This is a genomic window from Brevundimonas sp., assembly GCF_031082345.1.
Lineage (GTDB): Bacteria > Pseudomonadota > Alphaproteobacteria > Caulobacterales > Caulobacteraceae > Brevundimonas.
On record NZ_JAVHLH010000400.1, the window covers coordinates 1 to 1369 of the forward strand.

A 1369-nucleotide genomic window follows, 5' to 3' on the forward strand; every position below is an offset into this window, starting at 1 on the left:
GGGCCGCGGTGATCGGGCCGACCACGGCCAGCAGGCCCACGGCCCAGCTGGAGATGATCAGATAGCGCAGATACTGCGTCTGCAGGATGGCGCGCAGGGCCTGGGCCGCCTCGCCGGAACCCGGTTCGCCTTTCGCCGGCTTGCTGATTCCGTCGGATTCGACCATTGCGCGCGCCAGCTCCCAAACAACCCGGAGCGAACGCTATGGCGAAGTTTCTAAGACGAGATGAACGGCGCCGTTTTCCGATCACGCCGTTCTCGCAACGTCCCGGATCAGGCGGAGCCGGCCTCGTCCGGCGTCAGCGCCCGGATCGACAGGGCGTGCACGGGCCCGGCCAGTTCCTCGCGCAACAGGTCGTTCACGGCCCGCTGGCGCTGCACCCGCCCCTGCCCCTCAAAGGCCGCTGAGACCACCGTCACATTGAAATGACTCTCGCCGCCGGCCTTGCCGTCCAGCCCGCCTTCGTGGTGGTGGCCGGCGTGCCGACCGCTGTCGTCCTCGATCTCCAGACGGGCCGGAGCGAGCCCCGCCGTGAGTTTTTTGCGAATAATCGTCGCTATCGGGCCTTCCGGCATGGGCTTGTCCTTGTTGGCGACCAATTCACCCCTACACTTCGGACGATGTCATCAGCCTTTCAATACAAGCCGCGCTTCAAGGATATGCGGGTCAAGCCGCCCCGCCCCGAGGAGGAAGCGGCGGAGGCCGACGTCCTGCACCTCAAGCCGGGCGAAAAACCCTGCCAATGGCCCGACTGCCGTCAGGCCGCGACGGCGCGCGCGCCGAAGTCGCGCGAACGGCTCAACGACTTCTACGACTTCTGTCAGCGCCACGCCGGCGAGTACAACAAGGGCTGGAATTTCTACGCCGGCATGAGCGAGGGCCAGGTCCGCGCCGCCCAGGAGAACGAGGCCATGACCGGCGGCCGCCCGACCTGGGAGATGAAGGCCGGCAAATTCACCCGCGAGGCCGCGGCCTTCGCCGCCAAGATCGGCACGGCCAACAACACCGGCGCCGGCAGCTGGCGCGACAGCTTCGGCCTGTTCGGCCGCCGCACCCAGGAACAGGCCGGGCCGGGCGGCGAGGACGACCTGCGCATCGGCAAGCTCGAGCGTTCGGCCTTGGCCGACCTCGGCCTCGACGCCCGCACCGACAAGAAGAAGATCAAGGCCCGCTATCACGAGCTGCTGAAGCGCTTCCACCCCGACCTGAACAAGGGCGACCGCGGCGCCGAGGCCAAGCTCCAGAACGTCATCAAGGCCTACAAGACGCTGAAGAAGGCCGGCCTGGCCTAGCCTGCGGCCGGCTCCGCGCATTCCAGCGTCAGCGACCGCAGGCCTTCCGCCCGCCGGAAGCGGCCCCAGCGCTCGC

At 68.2% G+C, this 1369-nt stretch carries 2 protein-coding genes; one reads left to right on the top strand and one right to left on the bottom strand.

Going from position 1 to position 1369, the window contains the following annotated elements:
- Nucleotides 1-273: 273 nt before the first annotated feature.
- Nucleotides 274-576: a BolA family transcriptional regulator gene (locus RDU12_RS15750; protein WP_300289507.1), complete on the bottom strand. Its 303-nt coding sequence runs from the start codon at nucleotides 574-576 to the stop codon at nucleotides 274-276.
- A gap of 45 nt (nucleotides 577-621) precedes the next feature.
- Between RDU12_RS15750 and RDU12_RS15755 the strand changes: the two genes are divergently transcribed.
- Nucleotides 622-1293, top strand: a complete 672-nt coding sequence (locus RDU12_RS15755) for a J domain-containing protein (protein ID WP_300289498.1) — start codon at nucleotides 622-624, stop codon at nucleotides 1291-1293.
- Nucleotides 1294-1369 lie beyond the last annotated feature (76 nt).